This window comes from Streptomyces sp. B21-083, from assembly GCF_036898825.1.
GTDB lineage: Bacteria > Actinomycetota > Actinomycetes > Streptomycetales > Streptomycetaceae > Streptomyces.
The window spans coordinates 3,543,384-3,559,667 of the sequence record NZ_JARUND010000002.1 but is presented as its reverse complement, the minus strand read 5'-3'; the positions used below and the strand labels follow the sequence as shown (position 1 = coordinate 3,559,667).

Here is a 16,284-nt window from a genome sequence, read left to right as displayed (position 1 = left end):
CACCGTCATCGAGGAGGGCCGGGGCTTCTCCTCGATGACGGTGACAGGGACCGTGACGACATCATGGCCGACGCCGCTTACCGTCGTCTCTGTCCTGACGGCGGCGCCGGCCGGTGGTCAGCGCAGGTGCCGGGTGAGGAACTGGGCCGCGGTGTCTGCCGCGAACTGAGGGACGCCGGTGTGCCCGCCGAGATTGGCGTGCAGGGACTTCTCTCCGGAGCCGAAGGCGTCGAACAGGTCCAGGGCCGCCTGGCGGTCGTTGCCCTCGTCGTCCCACTGCAGCAGGACATGCAGCGGAATGGTGACCTTCCGGGCCTCCTCGAACATGACGCGAGGCACGAAACTCCCGGCGAACAGAACGGCCGCCGAGATGCGCGGCTCGACCACCGCCAGCCGGATGCCGACGGAGATCACTCCGCCCGAGTATCCGACCGGGCCGCCGATCTCGGGCAGAGAGAGGAGCGCGTCCAGGGCCATCTGCCACTCCGGGACGGCCTTTTCGACCAGCGGAAGGACGAGGGCGTCGACGATCTCGTCGCTCACCCGCTCGCCGGCCTCCATCGCCCGGCGCAGGTCGGCGCGGGCCTGCTCGACGGCGGGCCAACGGGGCCGGTCGCCGCTTCCGGGGAGCTCGATGGTCGCCGTGGCGAAGCCGTCCGCCGCGGCCTGCCGGGCGCGGGCCGCCAGCCGGGGGTACATCTTGCGCAGGCCGAGCGGAGGGTGGCCGAGCAGGATCAGGGGGGCGGGTGCGGAGCCGGGCGTCCACAGGATGCCGGGAATCTCGCCGAGGGTGAATTCGCGTTCGAGGACACCGTCGTCGAGACGCTGTTCGGAGGTGAATCGCATGGTCGTGCCTTTCGGGAGTTCGCTTGAGCGGCGCTCCCGGACGACGACCTATCGCCCGACCGTGACCCCGGAGGGGAGCACCCATGTAGATACAGCGTTCACGGGTACCACCTCCTCGTTCTCTCGCACGGCCACCGGAAAGGTAGCAGCGGCCGCCATGGCCCGCCAACGGGTTTTCAAGCCCTCACCGAACAGTCGAACAGCCGAACAGCGGAGCCGTCAGCTGTAGCGCGGCTGCGCGCTGCGCCCCTCGTCCGGTCGCTCGGGTTCCGCGGCGGGTTTGCCGGTGCCCGGAGTGACCGTCTCGCCCTGGATGACGCGGGGAACCGAGCCCGCCTCCGACCCCGCTTCCTTCTCGTCGTCCTTCGCGGCACGTGCCTCGGCCTTGAGGATTCGGGCCGACTTGCCTGCCGAGCGCGCCAGTTCAGGGAGTTTCTTCGCGGCGAGGACGGCTATGACGACGATGAGGATGACGGCCAGTTCGCTCAGTCCGAACACGGGGGTTCCTGTTCCTGGGGAGGGCCGGCGGGCGGGCCGGTCGGCGGGACGAGCGGATGTGGAGGGGGGAAAGGGGAGGCTGGAGGCGGGACCTGCCTCCGCCCCTGCCGGGGAACGGGAGCGCCGGCAGCAGTAAGCGGCGGCTCGCCGGGGCCCGTCGAGCCGCGCCAGGCAGCCTCACGCAGGGTGAGGTGGGTGACGTGGGTGTTGGGGTGACGGGGGCGGCGAGTGGCGGCCTCGGTCAGATACTGACGCCGAAGTCGGAGGCGATCCCGGCCAGTCCGGAGGCGTACCCCTGGCCGACCGCGCGGAACTTCCACTCGGCACCGTTGCGGTACAGCTCGCCGAAGACCATCGCGGTCTCGGAGGAGGCGTCCTCGGACAGGTCGTAACGCGCGATCTCCTGGGCGCCGGCCTGGTTGACGACCCGGATGAAGGCACCCCGGACCTGGCCGAAGCTCTGGCCGCGGTTGTCGGCGTCGTGGATGGAGACCGGGAAGACGATCCGGTCGACCTCGGCGGGTACGCCCGCCAGGTTCACCTTGATCGACTCGTCGTCGCCCTCGCCCTCGCCCGTGAGGTTGTCCCCGGTGTGCTCGACCGACCCGTCCGGGCTGGCGAGGTTGTTGTAGAAGACGAAGTGCCGGTCCGAGAGGACCTTGCCGGAGGCGTCCAGGAGCAGCGCGGAGGCGTCGAGGTCGAAGTCGGTGCCGGTGGTCGTCCGGACGTCCCAGCCCAGGCCGACCAGTACGGCGGTCAAGCCCGGGCCTCCTTGCTGAGCGAGACGTTGCCGCCCTTGGACAGGGAAACTCCCATGGTTTTCCTCCTGGTGGAGATCCTGGGGTGCGGTTGCACCGGAACGCAATCTACATCACTGTAGAAATAGTGCGGAGTGTGATTGCGGGTGCGCGGCCCCGGGTGTCCTTACGATGGAGCGCCCGTGAAGTGCGCGGCAGCGGAAGGGAGACAGGGCGTGACGAATCAGCGGCAGCCTCCCCGGCGACGGGGACAGGGTGAACTGGAGGCGTTGGTGCTGTCCGCGCTGCGGGAGGCGGACGGACCGGCGACGGCGGGCTGGGTGCGGGAGCGCCTGGGCAGTGGCCTCGCCTATACGACCGTCATCACGATCCTCACGCGGCTGCTGACCAAGGGAGCGGTCACCCGCGAACGGGCCGGCCGGTCCTTCGCCTGGCTGCCCGTGGCGGACCAGGCCGGTCTGGCCGCCCACAAGATGCGCCGGGTGCTGGACAACGAGGGAGACAGACAGGCCGTGCTGGCGAGCTTCGTCACCGGTCTCGGTCCCGACGACGAGCGGCTGCTGCGCGAACTTCTGGGCCGGTCCGGCGACAGCCGGGGAGACTGACGTTTCATGGGGGTCTTCGTCTTTCTGCCGTTGGTGCTGCCGCTGACGGCGTGGCCGGTCGCCCGCCTCGCCGAGCAGCATCTCCATCCGCGTACCGCGACCCGGCTGCTGACCGGCGTGGCCGCCGTGATGGCCGTGTGCAGCACGGTCTGCCTGGCGCTGCTCATGGTGGTCGGCACCGCCCAGCTCCCCGGCAACCCGCTGCCCGACGGCTGGTCGGACCCCGAGGTGCGCGAGGCCGTCCCCTATGACGAGGTCGTCGGCAAGGCGGCCATCCCCGCCCTGTGCGTGGTGGCCCTGGCCTGCGCCCGGACGCTGTGGCGGCACCGCCGGACCCGGCGCCTGGGTCACCGGGCTCTTGCCGGACTGCCGGCCACGGAGGTCGCGGTCCTGCCCGACACGGCTCCCTACGCGTACGCACTGCCCGGCGGCGGTCGCGACCGGATCGTCGTGACCACCGCGCTGCTCGACTCCCTGGAACCGGCCGAGCGCCGAGCCCTGTTCGCCCACGAGCGCGCCCACCTCGCCGCCCGGCACCACCGCCACCTGCTCGCCGTACAACTGGCCGCCCGGGCCAACCCGTTCCTGCAGCCCCTGCGTACGGCCGTGTCGTACACGGCGGAGCGATGGGCCGACGAGGACGCGGCGCACGTGGTCGGCAGCCGTCGTACCGTGGCGCGGGCGATCGGCAAGGCGGCGCTGGTCTCCGGTTCCCGTGGCACACGTCCGGCCACGCTCGCCGGCTTCGCCGCGCCGGGGCCGGTGCCGCGCAGGGTGGCGGCCCTGCTCGGCCCCGCACCGGTGGGGCGCCGTTGGCCGTCGGTGTTCACCACGGTCGGTCTGGCGACCTGGGGTGCGGCGGCGGGGACGGCCGTCTCGGCGATGTCGTCCGCCAACTCCGCCGTGACCATGATCTTCATCCTCCACGCGGCCACGCCCCTCTGACCCGCCGGACGGCGGCGGGTCGGGCGTTGTCGCCGGGAGGCGCACCTGTCGCTGCGGGCGTGCCGCTCCGAGGTCGAATCAGAGGCCGAATCCGAGAACGAATCAGAGGTCGAACTCGTGCGGCGGCAGGTCCAGGGTGAAGCACGCCTCGCGTACGACGGCCTGCTCGGTCTTGTCGAAGTCGCCGTCCGCGCCACCGATGACGATGCCGATCTGGATGACGGCACGGGCCTCGGCAGGCTTCTTCTTGGCCTTGGCGATCTCCTGGAGCACGCTCACCTTGCCGAACGCGAAGTCGGCGGTCAGCTTGTTGAGGTTCTCGTCGAAGCGCCGCTGCAGATCCATGGCGTCGAAGTTCTGCAGCACCTCGTTGCCGGCGATCAGCTGGGCCACCCGCTGGCGCTCGGAGGGGTCGATGCTGCGTAGAAACTAACCGCTGGGCGGATAAGTTCCGCCGCGCCGTCATGCCTCTTCCTGCTACCCCTCCTCATCTTCCTCGTCGCCCTCGAAGAAGTCCCCGATCTCGTCCACGACTTCGGCCGCGACCATCCCGCCGACCACGCCGACGGCGAGGCCGGCCGCGCCCGCCGCGACGACGGTTCCCATGCCGGGGCCGGATCGGCGGCTGTCGTGATGGTCGCCGTGGCCGTAGGCGTCCCCGTAGGTGCCCTGCGAGCCGTACGACGTCCGGTGTTCGACCAACTGGCGGATCCAGCCGTCGACTTCGGTGTTCCAGTCGCGGACGTCGTGATGGCCGACCGTGAACCGGCTGACCGTGTCATGGCCCTCGGAGAAGAAGCCGCCGCGCTTGTCGGCCTCCAGGACCACCTCCATCCCGCCCGGGCTCGCGAGGAAGGTTAGCTCGATCTCGTTGACCTGGTGGGCGTACTGCGGGGCCGGGGTGAGTTCGAGCTCCTGGTAGAAGGGGAGCTGCTGACCGGTGCCGTGCAGGCGCCCGTATTCGAGGTCGGCCGACTTGAAGCCGAACCCGAGTTGGCCGAGGGCTTCGAGGATCGCCTCCTGGGCGGGGAGCGGTGCGACGCTCAGCTGGTCCAGGTCGCCCTTGTCCTTGGCGCCGGCCACCGCCAGCTCGGTGCGCACCCCGAGGACGATGCCCAGGCTCTGCCCGTACAGCTCGGTGACGGGTGTCTCCCACGGCAGCACCACGGTGAAGGGCACGCTGCGCGCCTCGCCCTCGCCGAGCCGGAAGCCGCCGCTGACGGTGAAGCGGTCGAAGACGACGACGCCCTCGCTCTCGCCGTCCTCGTGCTCGGCCTCGACCCGTGCCACCAGCTCCAGGGTGATGTGGTCGATGTCGAAGTCGGCGTCGCCGCCCTTGAGGTGGACCTGGCCGGTGAGAGTGGAGCCGGGCCGGGCGGGGGCGGGGTCGAGGACCGTGTCGACCGTGGGGCCGCCCACGCCGAGTGCGCCGAGCAGTCGTTTGAACACCATCGGGGCGTTCTCTCCTTCATGTGCGTTCGTACGTTCGTTCAGGGCCCGAGGCCCTTCTACGTTTCTACAGTCACGTAGAAGCATAGGGTCGGCGGTGTGAGGGGCGGGCGCGCTCCAGGCCCGAGACGCGGAAACGGCCGAAAACCGTTTCTCCGTTTCCCGCGGGGGTGATGCCCCGGGGCTCCTTTACAGTGGGTGTAGAAATAGAGGGGCGTAACGAGCGGCCGCGGGTGCCCGGTCCCGCCCTGCCGGGGAACGCGGATGTGGTCAGAATCGTTGCCAAGGTGAACGTTCTAGTGAAGGAGCATCCTTGTCCGCCAGCTCGACGGACTCCGCGGGGCACGAGCCCCGGCCACCCTCCCGCCAGGTCTCTGCTGAGCACGGCACGCGGTGGGGTGTCCACTCCGGGCTGAGGCGTCGGTGAGCGCCCTGGAAGCCTGGCTCGGTCTGCTCGCCGTGCTGCTGCTGACCGTGGGCACCGGCTATTTCGTCGCCCAGGAATTCGCGTACGTGTCCGTCGACCGGCTGGCCCTGGCCCGTGCGGCCGAGGCCGGTGACCGTAAGGCCGCCCGCGCGCTGAAGGTCCTGGAACGACTGTCCTTCATGCTGTCCGGCGCCCAGCTCGGCATCACCGTCACCGGCCTGGTCGTCGGTTTCATCGCCGAGCCGTCGGTGTCCGCGCTGATCGAGCCCGTCCTGACCGGCGTCGGTGTCCCTGACGGGGCGGTCGGCGGAATCTCCGTGGTGCTGGCCTTCGTCCTGGCCACGGTCGTACAGATGGTGATCGGCGAACTGGCCCCGAAGAACCTCGCCATCGCCGTCCCCGAACAGCTGGCGAAGTCGCTGGCCTCCTCCACACTGGCGTACCTGAAGATCGTCGGCCCGCTCGTGCGCGTTTTCGACGGCGCGGCCAACACGCTCCTGCGCAAGGTCGGCATCGAGCCGGTCGAGGAACTCCACCACGGCGCCACCCTGGAAGAACTCGGCCACCTGATCGGCGAGTCCCACGAGCAGGGCCAACTGCCCAAGGACACCGCCGCACTCCTCGACCACGCCCTGGAGTTCTCCGATCGCACCCTGGACGAAGTGATGGTGCCGCGCGTGGAGGCCGTTTTCGTCCGCGACGACGCGAGCCTCGCCGAGGCGGTCGAGCTGATCGCCAAGCACGGCCACTCCAACTACCCCGTCCTCGGCGACCATCCGGACGACGTCAGCGGAGTGCTCGGCGTCCGGGAGCTGATGGCCCTGCCCGCCGACGGCTTCACGGACACCACGGCGGCCCAGGCCGCCCGTCGGCCCCTGCTGCTGCCGGACACACTCCCCCTGCCGGACGCGGTGGAGCAGATGCGGTCCCAGGGCGACGAGTTCGCGGTCGTCCTGGACGAACACGGCGGTGTGGCGGGCATCGTCACTTACGAGGACATCGCCGAGGAACTGGTGGGTGACATCGCCGACGAGTCCGACCTCATCATCGAGATCGCGGTCGCGGACGGCGACGGCTGGCTGGTGGACGCGGGCCGCCGCCTGGACGAGGTCGCCGAGGCCACCGGCGTCGACCTGCCCGCGGACGAGGACTACGACACCGTGGCCGGCCTGATCGTCGACCGGCTGAGCCGCTTCCCGACCATCGGGGACAGCCTCACGGTCGACCTGCCCGGCGGGGGCCGCGCACTGATCGACGTACGCACCCTCGACCGCCACGTGCCGGACCGCGTGCGCATGGAACGGCTGGCCGAACAGACGGAGGAGCAGGCATGAGTTTCCCGATGGCGCTCTTCGTCACCGTCCTGCTGCTCATCGGCAGCGGGTTCTTCGTCGCCGCCGAGTTCGCCCTCGTCGCCGCCAAACGGCACCGCATGGAGAAGGCCGCCGCCGAGGGACAGCGCGGCGCGGGCGCGGCCCTGGCCGGTATGCGCGAGCTGTCGCTGATGCTGGCCGGCGCCCAACTGGGCATCACCGTCTGCACACTGGGCCTGGGCTCGCTGTCCAAGCCCGCGATCTCCCACGAACTCGACCCGCTGCTGCACGACCTGGGCCTGCCCAGCGCGCTCAGCTACGGAGTCGCGTTCGCCGTGGCGATGATCGTCGTGGTGTTCCTGCACATGGTGGTCGGCGAGATGGCCCCCAAGTCCTGGGCGATCGCGCACCCCGAGCGTTCGGCGATGATGCTCTCCCCGCCGTTCCGGGGCGTGGTCAAGGTCGTGCGCCCACTGATCGCGGTACTCAACCGGATCAGCAACGCTCTCGTACGACTGTGCGCGGTCACCCCGCGCGACGAGCTGACCTCCGTCCACAACCGTGAGCAGCTCACCCACCTCGTCGAGGAGTCCGAACGGCTGGGCCTGATCAGCAAGGACGACTCCGAGCTGATCACCAACTCGCTCACCGAGCCGCAGACACCGGTCGGTGAACTCCAGGTTCCCGCCGCGCGGATCATCTCGGTGCCGGCCGAAGCGGACGTGGCGGAGATCCTCGCGCTCGCGACCGAGCACGACCGCAGCCGCCTGCTGGTGCGCGACGGCGAGACGGTCGTCGGCTCCGTCCACGCCCGCGACGCCCTGGTCGCCAGGGCCCGGCGACAGGCCGTCACTGCCAGGCACCTCGCGCGTCCGGTGCCCGAACTGACCGCGCGGAACACCGTCGCCGAAGCCATCGAGCAACTGCGCCGCCGCCGCGCCTCACTCGCCGTCGTCCGCGACGACACGGGCAGACTCACGGGACTGGTCACCCTGGACGACCTGCTCGCACGGCTCCTGCACCCACAGGCGTCCTGAGCCGAAACAGGCCGCCGGACTGGCGGTATCGGCCTGTGGAGCGCCGGTAGGACCGGGACTTGTCCCAGCACAGCGTGAAGAAGTAGGAAGTCATGGAATCCCGCTCCGAGCACGTGCTGCGTAGCGGCACAGCAAAGACCGGGATGGCCAGAATCCCCTCCTTCAGGAGGGGGGTTTGGAGCTGCTGCCGCTGGAGTGCGTTCAAGAGCGATCTGGTGAGCGGGAGTGAGTGCTGCTGGTCTGCGTGTGTCGTGTCGCGTACCTCGGTCGTGGGGTCGGTTTGGTGAGGAACTGACGTTCTCTCATCGAATGCGTGACCTTCTCGGGTGGTGGTCGTTTCCCCTGGCGACGGGATCTTCGGGCGGGGTCGGTTGGGGGTGGCGGGGTGGGTGGGCTGAGGAGTATCGCGGTGCCGTTCGTCGCGTCCGGTCCGTCCGGTGTGGCGATCCGGACCCGCCTCAAGCAGCTGACGCCGGGCGATGAGAAGGTGCTGCGGCTGGTGGGAGCGCATCTGGGGTCGCTGGCGTCGAGGGATCTTAAGGCACGCTGCCGGGATGGTCTGGAGCATTCCGGTGCGGCGTGGGCGGTGCGGAAGCGGGAGTTGACCCCGGTCTCGTCGTCGCGGTGGGCTGGCAGTATCACCAAGGCCACGCATGATCTGTGGGCGCTGGCCCGGCGCTGTCAGTCGGCGCATGTTCAGAATCTGGAAGCGGGCGTCCGCATCCTCACGCATCGGCTGTCGCTGCCGGTCGGGCAGAAGGGGAGCAAGAAGGCGCCTGGTGGTTACCGGTCCCAGCGGGAGTGGCATGCGAAGTCGAGGCGGCTGCGCGTGCTTCAGGACCGGCTGGCCGTCGCGCGGGCCGACCGCGAGGCCGGTGTCGTGCATGTCGTGCGCGGCGGGAAGCAACTGGCCCGTACCCGGCACCACCTGGAGGCGGCCGGGCTGACGGAGTCCGGGTGGCGTGGGCGGTGGGAGGCGGAACGCTGGTTCTGCCAAGCCGACGGGGAGTCCGGCAAACGCTACGGCAACGAGACCATCCGTATCAGCCCCGACGGCGAGGTGAGCATCAAACTCCCCGCACCGCTGGGGTATTTGGCGAACGCCCCGCACGGGCGGTACGTCCTGGCCTGTCGGGTCGTGTTCGCGCACCGGGGCGGCGAGTGGGCGGACCGCGTTGCGGCGAACCGGGCGATCGCCTACCGCATCCACCTGGACACGGGCCGGGACCGCTGGTACGTGACAGCGTCCTGGCAGATCCCGCCCACCCCGACCCTGCCGATGGAGGCCGCGCTCGCCCACGGCGTTATCGGCGTCGACATGAACGCCGACCACCTCGCCGCCTGGCACCTCGACATCCACGGCAACCCCACCGGCAGCCCGCGCCGTTTCTCCTACGACCTGACCGGCACCGCCGGACACCGCGACGCCCAGGTCCGCCACGCCCTCACCGGCCTCCTGCACTGGGCCCGAACGTGCGGCGTGAAGGCGATCGCGGTGGAAGACCTGGACTTCGGCGCGGAGAAGACCCGGGAGAAGCACGGCCGCAGGAGACGCTTCCGCCAGCTGATCTCCGGCATGCCCACCGGCAAACTCCGTGCCCGGCTGGCCTCGATGGCCGACCAGACCGGTATCGCGGTCATCGCCGTCGACCCCGCCTACACCAGCCGGTGGGGTGCCCAGCACTGGCAGAAACCCCTCACCACAACCACCCGTACAACCACTCGCCATGATGCTGCTGCCGTGGCGATCGGAAGGCGCGCCCAGGGACACCCGATCCGGCGACGGACGACACCGCCCCCACACGACCGGAGTGATCGTGCGGGGCATCGGACCGTCCAGGCCGGACCAGGAGTTCCTGGGCGTGAGGGAACCCGCCCCCGCGTCCCCGGACCACGGACACGATCCGTGCCGCCCGGACGCGGAGCGAACGCGGGCAACCAGAACGCCCAACACCGTCCGGGGCGTTCGACTGAGCATGAGTTTTGGCAACAGGACTCACTTCCGCTCAGTCTCTAGGAACGGTACAAGTCAACGGTCGTGCAGAATCCTGGGCCGCGTCACGGTCACGATGGTGATCAAGTCGTCGAGGCCCTTGAAGTCGTCGGGGTTGGTCGTGAAGAGGGGCAGTTCCTCGGCGGCCGCGATGGCGGCGATCATCAGGTCGGCCACACGGCGTCGGGGCTTGCGGCCTGCGGAGACGACGGCCGCGCAGATCCTGCCGTAGATGCGGGCCGCCTCCACGTCGAAGGGGATGGGGTCGAATTCGTTCTCGGCGCGCTGCAGGACATCCATGCGTCGGGCCCGCTCGGCGTGTTCGTCGTAGTCGCTCTGTTCGTCGCTGCCGCGTACCTGGTGAGGGCCTGCGGAGAGTTCCGCGAGGGTGATGGCGCTGATGGCCATCTCGGCGGGCAGCTCGTCGGCGTCGATCCACTTGCGCAAGATCATGATGTTGGTGTCGAGCAGGCCTTGCTCGTGCTCAACGGGCATACGGGTCGTCCAACTCCTGCTCGACGACGACACCCTGGTCGTCACGGAAGGCGTCCAGCGAGATGTCAGGGGCGGTACGTGACATGGCCGCGAACTCGGCACGGGGAACGAAACGGCGACGGCGGCGGAGCGGCACCAGCTCGCCGATACGGTGCCCGTCGCGAGTGACGATGAATGCCTGTCCTCCCTGGACGGCGTCCATGATCTCTTTGGAACGGGTGCGTAGATCGCGCTGAGTGATCTCCGGCTGCGCTGTCATGCTGTCTACGATAGCGAGGTGTGCCACCTGGTGCTACCTAGTGGCACACCTCCAGCCGTAACGCGCGGTGTCCATGCCTACAAGCGCGGACGGGCGAAGGCGCTTGGCGTGTTCACCAGGAATCGGCCACTGACCTGGGCAGCTACCCTCTCCGCCAGCAGCTCGTCACTGCCGTCGGCACACATTCGACGCGGCCCGGAGCCGCTTCACGGCCGCCGGTAGGCCGAGGGGGCGACACCTGGTTCTGGCTTCCTGCTGAAGGAGACGTAGGCGGGGTGCCCAGGGTCTCCTGCCTGCATGAGGGCGAAGAGATCGAGGTCATGGTTCGCGAACCTGTGGAGGTACTGGAGCAACAGCTCCAACTCCTCGTCCGACAGCCGCTCATCGTGCCTCTCGTTTCGCATGAGGTCACGATATGTGCCGAGAGGCTATGACCTTGACGTGGAGCTGTCCCGCTAACGGTTGATGGGGATCTCGTAGACGATCTCGCAGTGAGCGGCGGGCACCACGATGTCCGCGGTCTCCACGGGTCGTCCCTCGTCGCTGTAGTACGTCCGCCGGATGTGCGTGACAAGGGCGACTTTCTGGATGCCGAGAAGAGACGCCTCTTCGGCGGTCGCTTGCCTCGGCTCCGGCTGTTCGACGGCATGACTGACGGTGATGCCGATCGCGTCCATACGGTGACGACGCCGGTCCCGGCGTGCGGCCCTCCCTCGGGCAGGACGGCGAGAGTCCCGGCCGTGAGGTCGTACGGCTCCCAACTCGTCGACAGCTGCACAGGCCTGCCATCCGCCAGGAACTCGTATGTCGTACGGACGCACAGCTCGCCCTTGGCGATGCGCAGTCGTGCCGCGATCTCCGCCGGTGGCGGCACCTTGGCGTCGGTCCGGCTCTGCCAATCCCCTTGCCTGCCCACAGCCTTCATGTCCGCACGGAAGGGCGACCCGTCGGGCTGCTCGCGCGCCGGGGAGCGGACCACCCGCACTCGCTGCCGGGGTTCGGCGACGTATGTGCCTGATCCGGCACGTCCCTCCAGCGCGCCCTGGGGGATCAGCAACTCCTGTGCCGCCGGACCACGTTCTCGCCCACGCCGCACTAGTCGGGGGTTGCTGAGCTGGGGTTTCGGAGTGACATGCGGGCCTCCTGAACCCCAGCCGACGAAATTAGGCCACGACGGCGGCTACGTCGATCGACCAGGCGCGCGTGTGCCTGGCCGCACCCCCACCAGCCTCAGCCACGCCGCCGACGGCGTCCTCCAGGAGTACTCGCCCTGCACCGCACGTATACGCGTCGCCGACAGGGCGACGCGTATACGACCTTCGGCACACCCGACTGACGATGTGGTTGAACAACGGCATCCCGCCTGCTGACGTGGCCGCGTGGGCCGGCACCAGTGTTGCCGTGTTGTTCGCCACGTACGCGCAATGCATCAGTGGCCAAGAGCAAGATCTGCGGCATCGGCTCGACGAGATGCAGAACGCCTCGGCCATCCTCGCGGCATACCACCGAAGGCGGGTGCGTCACCGCTCCAGCCGGTAGGGATCCGTGTACGGCTCCATGGACTGGCGGACCTCGTCCCGGACCGGGTCCATGAGGGGGCCTGGGGCGTAGTAGCGGGCTCGGGCCTTGCCGTGAGGGACGAGCCAGCCGCGGGCGACGAGTTCACGGATGTCGCGGATGGCCTGTTGGTCGCTGAGGTCGGCGTCCTGCTGGTAGACCGTGCGGCGGACCTTCGCGTCCGAGAAGGCGGGCAGGAGGGCGTAGACGACACGCTCGTCCAGGCCCGTTGCCTCGACGGATTCGACCAGACGGGTCCAGGCGCGGGACATCACGTCGAAGCGTCGCTGGGCCTGCTGCGCCTGGCGGTGGTGGGCGGTCAGGCAGAACCGGATCCAGGGGCGGGTGTCCCGTTCCGGGCTCCAGTGCGGACCGCCCACGTCCTCCAGCACTTGGTAGTAGGCGTAGGTGTTCTGTCCCCGGCCGAGCCACTCCTCAATGGAGGAGAACTCGGGTGGCATAAGGGCCTCGCGGGAGAACACCAGGGTGGACAGGGCGCGGGACATGCGCCCGTTGCCATCCTTCCACGGGTGGATCTTTACGAGGTTGAGGTGGGCCATGGAGGCGCGGACGTGGACGGGGGCGTCGAGGTCGCCTTCGTTGAGCCAGTCGATGAACTCCGACATCAAAGGGGGAACGTCCGTCTGGTCCGGGGCGGTGTAGGCCGGGACCAGGGGGTCGTCGGGGCTGGTGACGTAGACAGGGCCGTCGCGCCAGCGGCCGGGGCGCTTGTCGAGGTGGTGGCCCTGCAGCATGAAGTGCAGGCTGTTGAGCAGGCCGGCGTCGTAGCGGAAGTCGTCACCGGCGTCGGCGAGAGCCTGGATGTACGTCATGCCGCGCTGGTAGCCCTCCAACTCAGCGCGGGTCCGTTCGCCCGTCTCCAGGGGCTCCTCGCCGGACATGAGGGCTTCCACGTCGTCGACCGTCGCGGCGTACCCCTCGATGGTGTTCGATCCGGCGATCGCGCGGGCGGTGAGGTTGCGGCGCAGCTGGCGTGTCCAGCGGGGGGTGGCGCGGAGCATGTGACGCAGGGAGCGGCGCATGCTCTCGATCTCGTCGAGGGCTCGCCGGTCGTCGGTGTCCAGGGAGGGAGTCGCGTACAGCATGCCTACATGACATGATAATTGTGTCATCAAGTCAAGCGCGCATGTCTGAATCAGATCACCGTGGACGGAGCGTTCTTGCCGAGGTAGATCTTGAACGCCTCGCGGATCTGGCCACGCGTGTAACCGACAGTATTGACGTTCGCCGGTACGACCTCCCGCTCGTATCCACGCTTGCGGGCGGAAAGGTACTTGACCACGCTCGACGCTCCTGTGTTGGAGACGAACAGGTTCCGGGCGGTCCTCAGGTCACTGTGCAGCCCTTCGAAATTGCGCGCGTGGCCGATGCCGACCCGGCTGGCGCTGTAGTACTTGCAGTTGACCGCCACCGGGACGCCGATCGGTACGTATCAGTACATGGCTCCCGAGCAGGTACGAGGGGAGCCTCACCCTCGCTGACGCGTACACCCGCATTGCCGGGCCGACCAGTGAGCAGGCCCGTGCCTGTCGTGCTCAAGCCGCACGATGCCGTGCAGAACTCGGCATGGTCACCGACGCACTGGCGCAACTGAGGGAAGTGCTGGACGTCGTACGCGCCGTTGACAGCGACGCGAGCGAAGAGGCTGTGGAACTCCGCCACAACATCGGCATGTTGCTGCTCGCACAGGGGCGGCCGACGGAGGCCAAGGAGGTACTGGAACTGCTGTACCAGGATGTCGTCCTGGTCAGTGGGCCGGAGGACGAGTTGGCGGTCGAGATCGCCGAAGCGCTCGCGGTTATCCAGCCCGGCCTCGACGACCCCGGGCCGGGCGCCTGACAGGACGGCTCGGCCCGGGTGATCCAGCCGGTCACGGCCGTGGATCGTGGTCAATCAGCTTCAGCAGACTCAGCAACTGCTTGGTCTCGGTCAGAGCCTCGGTTTTCGTCTCGGGGGCATCCATGTCCCAGTGGGCAAGTTCGTTCCGGTAGTCCTTGACGGCGGTGACGCGGCGTACGAGATCGTCCTGCTCGTACGGCCATGCAAGCCTTGCCCAGCAGGCGTCATGCTTGAGGACTTCCGGGTACTGCCCGAGGGTGAGGTACTTCCCCGCGGCGCGTGCCTTGCGCACACCCGAACCGGTGGGCAGTTCGTCCACGGGCAGCCGGTCGGTGAGCCGTCGCAGCCGCCGCTCCGCCTCGCCGAGAAGGATGAACGGTTCCACCCGGAGCTTGAGCTGGTCGGCCAGGTCGGACGCGGTGAGGATGCCGAGCACGAGATTGTCGCCGTCGGTGACGATGAGGAATCCGTGACGCTGGATGTCGTCGATGCGGACGAACAGCTCTTCCTGCTCCTGAGCGGTGCGCGGATGGGGGTCCAGCGCTGCGGCTATGGTGGCGCCGCGGTTGCCCAACTGGGCACGCGCGATGCTCTCCCAGGTGACGACACCCCGAAGCACGTTGTTCCGGTTCACCACCGGAAGCTGGGAGAAGTCACCCTGGACCATGCGTGTGATGGCGCGACTGAGTGGTTCGTCGAAGCCGACCGTGACCACGTCACGGGCGAAGGGGAGGCTGCCGATGCGCCAGTGGCGACCCAGATCCTCGCCCGCGGCTCTTGCGGGTGTGTGACCAAGTTCTGTACCCGGGAGCTCCTGAGCTGTCTCTCCCGTCAGGGTGGTCTCCTGGGCGGAGACCGTGATCAGGCCGTCGAGCTGGACCTCCGTGAAGTGCGGGGCCACCTGCAGACCTCGAGCCGCCAGTTCCCGGTCGACGAGGTCGATGACATCGCCGGTGCGCCTCTGCCAGCCCCACAGGCCGATCAGGTCCCGGGCGGTCAACTGCCGGGTGCCCTCGTCGCGTACATCCTGCTCCAACGCCTCGGGATCCGCAGGCGGATCCACGGCCCCCTTGTAGCCCGGGTCGACACCAGTCTGCGCCAGGGTCTCGACACGGTGTGCCGCATCACGGCGTCGCAGCTCGCTCACCGTCAGGAATGCGCCGATGCTGTCGCGGAGGTCACCACCGATTGCGGCACGCTCGACCTGCGTGCGCACCCACTCCACTTTGCGCGTGTGCCGAAAGCCAGGGGCGGCCTCGCTCTGGTACTCGTACCCGCCGGTCAGCCGCCCGATGGCGACGACGGCCAGGAACTTCCGGGGCATCACGACCAGATCCCCGGTGTCCATCGTGATGAACCGCCACAGCTGGTGCTTCCAGTTGTCCACGGTGCCGGGCGCCTCATCCGGATAGGCCCGCGCGAGCAGATCCCCCACATCGGCGATCGACGTGCAGCCACTGAGGTCGCCGACCTCCTCCCAGCCGATGATCGCCACCCCGTCGTCAAGCGCCTGCTCTTCACGCTCCCCGAACTGGCCCCCACGGACCGTCCAAGCCCTGACCATGGCTCTCCGTCCTCGCTCAGCCCTCCAGCCGCATCCACATCGGGCGGCTCGTGGTGGGCTGAATCTACTTGTGTGAGGTGGCGCAAGGGCCGGCGTAGGGCGGTTCGAGCCAGCGGAGAGGAACAGGGCAGGTGCCGTTTCGGCGCCTGCCCTGTTCTTCGCTGATGGCTCATCAACATGGCCCTGACCAGCGGCGACTCTCAGACCAACTACGGTGAGGCGTAAGTTGCTGCCCCAACCGGGGGACGTATGCGGGACGCAGTACCCCAATCGAGGGTGCATAACCTGACAAAATCCCCTCGCGGGCAACGAAAAAGCCCTCCGCGAGTGATCTCACGAAGAGCTTAAAAAGGGCCCTGGCCTGCGGAAATGCGCGCCCCCGGCAGGACTCGAACCTGCGGCCAAGCGCTTAGAAGGCGCCTGCTCTATCCACTGAGCTACGGGGGCCGGGTGTGGTGGCCTCGGTCGTGGTGGGCCCGGGTGTGGGCCGGTCCTTGACGTTGCCGGGGACAAGGATAGGGCTCCTGCGGCCTTGTCCTGGTTGCTTCACCTCCGTGGCTCAATGTGGAGGTTCAGTGAAGCGGTCCTGATAATCGCAGGCAGGTACGAATCGTGCACCGCTTTTGCCGTCTAGCGCATCGGGTGTTGTGCACTCGTTATGCCTGGACTGCGCCTACG

The 16,284-nt window shown here is 68.7% G+C and carries 13 protein-coding genes, 1 tRNA gene and 5 pseudogenes; 6 read left to right on the top strand and 13 right to left on the bottom strand.

Annotated elements, in window-relative coordinates; all coding sequences use genetic code 11:
• Positions 1-117 precede the first annotated feature (117 nt).
• The 3 genes and pseudogenes from QA861_RS39890 to QA861_RS39880 form a co-directional block, all read right to left on the bottom strand.
• A complete protein-coding gene (locus QA861_RS39890) occupies positions 118-846 on the bottom strand; it encodes a dienelactone hydrolase family protein (protein WP_334593738.1) in 729 nt (242 codons plus the stop codon).
• A 219-nt stretch (positions 847-1,065) separates the two neighbouring features.
• A complete protein-coding gene (locus QA861_RS39885; RefSeq protein WP_334593737.1) occupies positions 1,066-1,344 on the bottom strand; it encodes a twin-arginine translocase TatA/TatE family subunit in 279 nt (92 codons plus the stop codon).
• Positions 1,345-1,585: 241 nt separating this feature from the next.
• Positions 1,586-2,160: pseudogene (locus QA861_RS39880) on the bottom strand (TerD family protein).
• Between the two features lie 157 nt (positions 2,161-2,317).
• Here QA861_RS39880 and QA861_RS39875 point away from each other — a divergent pair.
• Both QA861_RS39875 and QA861_RS39870 read left to right on the top strand, forming a co-directional pair.
• Positions 2,318-2,707: a BlaI/MecI/CopY family transcriptional regulator gene (locus QA861_RS39875; protein ID WP_334593736.1), complete on the top strand. Its 390-nt coding sequence runs from the start codon at positions 2,318-2,320 to the stop codon at positions 2,705-2,707.
• A 6-nt stretch (positions 2,708-2,713) separates the two neighbouring features.
• Entirely contained in the window at positions 2,714-3,652 is a 939-nt protein-coding gene (locus QA861_RS39870; protein ID WP_334593735.1) for a M56 family metallopeptidase, read from the top strand.
• A 102-nt stretch (positions 3,653-3,754) separates the two neighbouring features.
• Here QA861_RS39870 and QA861_RS39865 read toward each other — a convergent pair.
• Together QA861_RS39865 and QA861_RS39860 are read right to left on the bottom strand one after the other, a co-directional pair.
• Positions 3,755-4,072, bottom strand: a pseudogene (locus tag QA861_RS39865) (tellurite resistance TerB family protein); the annotation flags it as partial.
• A 57-nt stretch (positions 4,073-4,129) separates the two neighbouring features.
• Positions 4,130-5,104 (bottom strand): sporulation protein, encoded by a 975-nt coding sequence (locus QA861_RS39860; RefSeq protein WP_334593733.1) that lies wholly within the window; start codon positions 5,102-5,104, stop codon positions 4,130-4,132.
• Between the two features lie 420 nt (positions 5,105-5,524).
• On the opposite strand from QA861_RS39860, the gene QA861_RS39855 reads away from it, so the two are divergent.
• The 3 genes and pseudogenes from QA861_RS39855 (at position 5,525) to QA861_RS39845 (ending at position 9,895) form a co-directional block, all read left to right on the top strand.
• Positions 5,525-6,862 (top strand): hemolysin family protein, encoded by a 1,338-nt coding sequence (locus tag QA861_RS39855; protein ID WP_334593732.1) that lies wholly within the window; start codon positions 5,525-5,527, stop codon positions 6,860-6,862.
• A complete protein-coding gene (locus tag QA861_RS39850; protein ID WP_334593731.1) occupies positions 6,859-7,878 on the top strand; it encodes a hemolysin family protein in 1,020 nt (339 codons plus the stop codon). Before QA861_RS39855 ends, QA861_RS39850 begins: the two co-directional genes overlap by 4 nt.
• A gap of 385 nt (positions 7,879-8,263) precedes the next feature.
• Positions 8,264-9,895: pseudogene (locus QA861_RS39845) on the top strand (nuclease/transposase family protein).
• A 12-nt stretch (positions 9,896-9,907) separates the two neighbouring features.
• On the opposite strand, the gene QA861_RS39840 reads toward QA861_RS39845, so the two are convergent.
• The 6 genes and pseudogenes from QA861_RS39840 to QA861_RS39815 all read right to left on the bottom strand — a co-directional run bounded on the left by QA861_RS39840 (position 9,908) and on the right by QA861_RS39815 (position 13,614).
• Positions 9,908-10,366, bottom strand: a complete 459-nt coding sequence (locus QA861_RS39840) for a type II toxin-antitoxin system VapC family toxin (RefSeq protein WP_334593730.1) — start codon at positions 10,364-10,366, stop codon at positions 9,908-9,910.
• Positions 10,356-10,625, bottom strand: a complete 270-nt coding sequence (locus tag QA861_RS39835; protein ID WP_334593728.1) for a prevent-host-death protein — start codon at positions 10,623-10,625, stop codon at positions 10,356-10,358. The genes QA861_RS39840 and QA861_RS39835 overlap by 11 nt, the downstream gene beginning before the upstream one ends.
• Before the next feature lie 206 nt (positions 10,626-10,831).
• Complete coding sequence (locus QA861_RS39830) at positions 10,832-11,029, bottom strand: hypothetical protein (protein ID WP_334593726.1); 198 nt, start codon at positions 11,027-11,029, stop codon at positions 10,832-10,834.
• Positions 11,030-11,080: 51 nt separating this feature from the next.
• A pseudogene (locus QA861_RS39825) lies at positions 11,081-11,714 on the bottom strand (GntR family transcriptional regulator).
• A gap of 431 nt (positions 11,715-12,145) precedes the next feature.
• Positions 12,146-13,288, bottom strand: a complete 1,143-nt coding sequence (locus QA861_RS39820; RefSeq protein ID WP_334593725.1) for a Fic family protein — start codon at positions 13,286-13,288, stop codon at positions 12,146-12,148.
• 50 nt (positions 13,289-13,338) lie between these two features.
• A complete protein-coding gene (locus QA861_RS39815; RefSeq protein ID WP_334593724.1) occupies positions 13,339-13,614 on the bottom strand; it encodes a hypothetical protein in 276 nt (91 codons plus the stop codon).
• 62 nt (positions 13,615-13,676) lie between these two features.
• On the opposite strand from QA861_RS39815, the pseudogene QA861_RS39810 reads away from it, so the two are divergent.
• A pseudogene (locus QA861_RS39810) lies at positions 13,677-14,042 on the top strand (tetratricopeptide repeat protein); the annotation flags it as partial.
• 31 nt (positions 14,043-14,073) lie between these two features.
• Here QA861_RS39810 and QA861_RS39805 read toward each other — a convergent pair.
• Together QA861_RS39805 and QA861_RS39800 are read right to left on the bottom strand one after the other, a co-directional pair.
• Positions 14,074-15,606, bottom strand: a complete 1,533-nt coding sequence (locus QA861_RS39805) for a DUF8426 domain-containing protein (RefSeq protein ID WP_334593723.1) — start codon at positions 15,604-15,606, stop codon at positions 14,074-14,076.
• A 374-nt stretch (positions 15,607-15,980) separates the two neighbouring features.
• A tRNA-Arg gene (locus QA861_RS39800) sits at positions 15,981-16,053 on the bottom strand.
• Positions 16,054-16,284: the final 231 nt, after the last annotated feature.